This window comes from Pseudomonas sp. NPDC088885 (assembly GCF_044750025.1).
GTDB lineage: Bacteria > Pseudomonadota > Gammaproteobacteria > Pseudomonadales > Pseudomonadaceae > Aquipseudomonas > Aquipseudomonas rustica.
The window spans coordinates 317-4110 of the sequence record NZ_JBIVJB010000180.1 but is presented as its reverse complement, the minus strand read 5'-3'; the positions used below and the strand labels follow the sequence as shown (position 1 = coordinate 4110).

Sequence of the window (3794 nt, the reverse complement as noted above, 5' to 3'; positions counted from 1 at the left end):
CTGTTCTTTCTTGCCGACGGCATCTTCGATGCCCTGGGCTACTGCTTTGGAGTCCAGATCATCCATGCCTTCCTGAGCCAGGCTCTTGCCCATGTTCAGGCCGATACCGTAGGAAGCTTATTGCGCCGGGGTTTTCAGCTCAACGCTGGTTTGCGAATCACAACCCGCAAGTACCAGGCTAACCAGGGCTACCGCCGCCGCCAACCGATGCTGTTTCATGCTATTTCCTTGTTCATGCGCCGAAAGGGCAATCGAGTAAAGCCGCGAGCTTATCAGGCCGCCACGACCAATGGCTACCGGCATGAGAGCAGTAAAGCGGCGATAAGTTCAGGTATTGAAACGCATTCGGCTAAAGGCACGATGAAGCTTCTGTCATCTACGCCCTACAACGATTGATGGCACTTCTCACAACAGTTGGCGTAATGGCCACTTGCCCACCCTCATAGCCTCAGGCATAACAGCGCAATAATTCGACAAGGATGTTTAACTTGCGCCGCTTATTCCGTGTTTTGACCCTGATCGTCGTGCTGCTCGGCCTCGTCCTCGCCGTGGTTGTGTATTACGTCGCCAACCCGAAATTACCGTTCTACACCCCGGCCGAGCAGGTGCATTACCTGAATCAATGGTCGGAAGAACAGCGGCAAACCTATTACTTCACGCCTCAGGGCACACAGGTCAAAGGCCTGCGCTATGAGTGGTTTCAAGCGCTGGAGCTGCCCTTCTCCGAGCAGCGTTTCGCCTCTGCGGAATACCTCGCGCGCTTCGGTTTTCTGGTCGATCCAAAACAGCAAGCCACACCGAACAACCCCGGCAACCTGCCCGTGGGTTTCGCCCGGCATCAAAACCCCGCTACTTCCGAGCAATATCTCGACATAACTTGTGCCGCTTGCCACACCGGCGAATTGCGTTTCAAAGGCCAGGCCGTGCGCATCGACGGCGGCACCGCGCAGCATGTGTTGCCTTCCAGTGTTCCTACATTGCGCGGCGGCAGTTTCGGACAGGCATTGGTCGCGAGTCTGACGGCGACTTACTACAACCCATGGAAATTCGAACGCTTCGCCCGAGGCGTGCTCGGCGATAAATACGACGTGCGCCACGAGCAACTGCGCAAGGACTTCAAAACCTCGCTGGATACGTTCCTGAAAGTCGCCTGGAACGACACCCATCGCGGCCTCTACCCCACCGAAGAAGGCCCGGGGCGCGCCGATGCATTCGGTCGAATTGCCAACGCGACCTTCGGCGATGCGATTTCCCCCGCCAACTATCGCGTGGCCAATGCGCCGGTGGATTACCCGCAGTTGTGGGACATGTGGACGTTCGACTGGGTGCAGTGGAACGGCTCGGCGCAGCAGCCGATGGCGCGCAATATCGGCGAAGCGTTGGGCGTGGGCGCTACGCTGAATTTCTTCGATGCCAACGGCCAACCGCTGCAAGGCGATGAGCGCTACGCCTCCAGCGTTCGCGTGCGCGATCTGCACACAATTGAAGAAACTCTGCAAAAACTGCAACCACCGGCCTGGCCGGAAGACGTACTCGGCGCAGTCGATAAACCATTGGCCGCCAAGGGCCGCACGCTGTTCGCGGAAAACTGCGCCGGCTGCCATGTGCCGCGCGTCACCCAAGAGGGCGAGCGCTGGGTACAGCATTTGCACATGCTGCCGCTCAATGTGATCGGTACTGACCCGAACGCCGCCACCAACATCGCCACCCACCGCTTCGACCTGACAGCGCTGCAATGGGATTTGAAAGAACTTGAGAAAATGGACGTCAAACTGCATCCGACGCCCACCGAACCGCTGGATCTGAGCCAGCTGTCAGTCGCCAAGGGACTGGCGTACGTCACCGCTTTCGTCGAAAACCGCGCCTACCGCGAAGCCAACGTCACTCCGGAAGAAAAACCTCGACTGGACGGTTTCGGCCTGCCGATCGGCGTGCGCGAAAAAGTCGCTTACAAGGCGCGGCCATTGGCTGGCGTCTGGGCGACCCCACCCTTTCTGCACAACGGTTCGGTGCCAAGCGTTTATCAATTGCTCTCGCCGCAGGATGAGCGCGCGACCACCTTCTATAAAGGCACCTTCGAATACGATCCTCGGCATCTGGGCTATCGCAGCGAAGCGTTCACCAATGGCTTCCTGTTCGATACGCGCATCAGTGGCAACCGCAACAGCGGTCATGAATTCCGCGCCGGCGAACGCGGCAATGGCGTGATCGGCCGACTGTTGCAGCCCGAAGAACGCTGGGCCTTGCTCGAATACCTGAAAGTGCTGGGCGGCCCACTGGAGGCGCAATTGCCATGACGATGCCGACATTCAAGAAAGAACTGCCGTTGCTCGCCCGAATCTGGTTGTGGCTGGGGCGCTTGCTTGGCAAAACCGTGTTAATCCTGCTGGTGATTGGCTTGCTCGGCTGGGCGATCGCGACGGCGTGGTTTGCCTGGCAGCACCGCGGCCCGGTGTCGGCGCTGGAGCAGATTCCGCCCGGTGAAGCAGCGATGACGCAGGACGTGATCCAGACCGCCGTGCGCATCGTCGATCAACACCGCGAGCCCACGCGTTATCTGCGCGACGCCCATGCCAAAGCGCATGGTTGCGTGAAGGCAGAAGTCAAAGTATTGCCGGAATTGGCGCAACAATTGCGCCAAGGCGTGTTCAGTGAGCCGGGGAAAACCTGGCAGGCGATGATTCGTCTTTCGAATGGCAACGCCTATCCGCAATTCGACAGCCTGCGCGATGCTCGGGGTATGGCGATCAAGTTGTTCGATGTGTCGGGTAAACCCCTGCTCGGCGATCGACCGGCGCAGCGCGAACAGGATTTCGTGATGTTCAGTCATGCGAACTTCTTTGTCAGCGATGTCGCCGAGTACCGTCAGAATGTGGCGGCGCAGGCTGACGGCAAGAAGATCATGGCGTTTTTTCCGGGGTGGGATCCACGCACTTGGCAGATCCGTCATCTGTTTATTGCCTTGGCTACGCTGGCACCACCGCCGGACAGCCCGACGCAGACGACTTATTTTTCGGTCTCGCCGTACAAATTCGGTGAGGCCAATGCGAAATTTCGGGTGATGCCGGATCCGGACAGTTGCCCGGCGTACACGTTGCCTCAACAGAATCACGATCTGCCGAATTTTCTGCGCAGCGCTTTGAGTCAGCAGTTATCGACGGATCGGGTGCCAGCGTGTTTTGTCCTGCAGATTCAGCGTCAGGATGCCAACAAGTACATGCCGATTGAGGACACCAGCATTGAATGGCGTGAGCAGGACTCGCCGTTTGAGACGGTGGCGCGGATTATCTTGCCGGCGCAGGACTTCGATACGCCAGCGCTGAATCTGGCGTGCGACAACCTGTCGTTCAATCCGTGGTTTGGTATCGAGGCGCATCGGCCGATTGGCGGGATCAATCGGTTGCGTAAAGCGGTGTATGAAGCGGTGAGCGACTATCGCCACAGCCAGAATGCCGCGCATTAAAAAAATATGCACATAACCTGTGGCGAGGGGATTTATCCCCGTTGGCCTGCGAAGCGGCCCCCGCTTTTAAAATCTGGGCCTGCTGCGCAGGCCAACGGGGATAAATCCCCTCGCCACAGGTCCGCATCAAATCTGAGATTTCATAAACCCCAGACAGCAAAAAGCCCGCACTAGGCGGGCTTTCTGTGGACTCTGGCGTTCAGTGTTCCAGATTCCGAATATGGCGCAGCGGACGGGACTCGAACCCGCGACCCCCGGCGTGACAGGCCGGTATTCTAACCGACTGAACTACCGCTGCGCGAAACGCTTGAAACGAATGGTGGGTGATGAC

The 3794-nt window shown here is 58.3% G+C and carries 2 protein-coding genes, 1 tRNA gene and 1 pseudogene; 2 read left to right on the top strand and 2 right to left on the bottom strand.

Annotated elements, in window-relative coordinates:
* Positions 1-219: pseudogene (locus tag ACIP1X_RS27990) on the bottom strand (FKBP-type peptidyl-prolyl cis-trans isomerase N-terminal domain-containing protein); the annotation flags it as partial.
* 269 nt (positions 220-488) lie between these two features.
* On the opposite strand from ACIP1X_RS27990, the gene ACIP1X_RS27985 reads away from it, so the two are divergent.
* Entirely contained in the window at positions 489-2297 is a 1809-nt protein-coding gene (locus ACIP1X_RS27985) for a di-heme-cytochrome C peroxidase (protein ID WP_400755889.1), read from the top strand.
* A complete protein-coding gene (locus tag ACIP1X_RS27980; RefSeq protein WP_400755888.1) occupies positions 2294-3463 on the top strand; it encodes a catalase family protein in 1170 nt (389 codons plus the stop codon). Before ACIP1X_RS27985 ends, ACIP1X_RS27980 begins: the two co-directional genes overlap by 4 nt.
* A 221-nt stretch (positions 3464-3684) precedes the next feature.
* Here the strand turns inward: ACIP1X_RS27980 and ACIP1X_RS27975 are convergent.
* Positions 3685-3761 (bottom strand) — tRNA-Asp (locus ACIP1X_RS27975).
* Positions 3762-3794 lie beyond the last annotated feature (33 nt).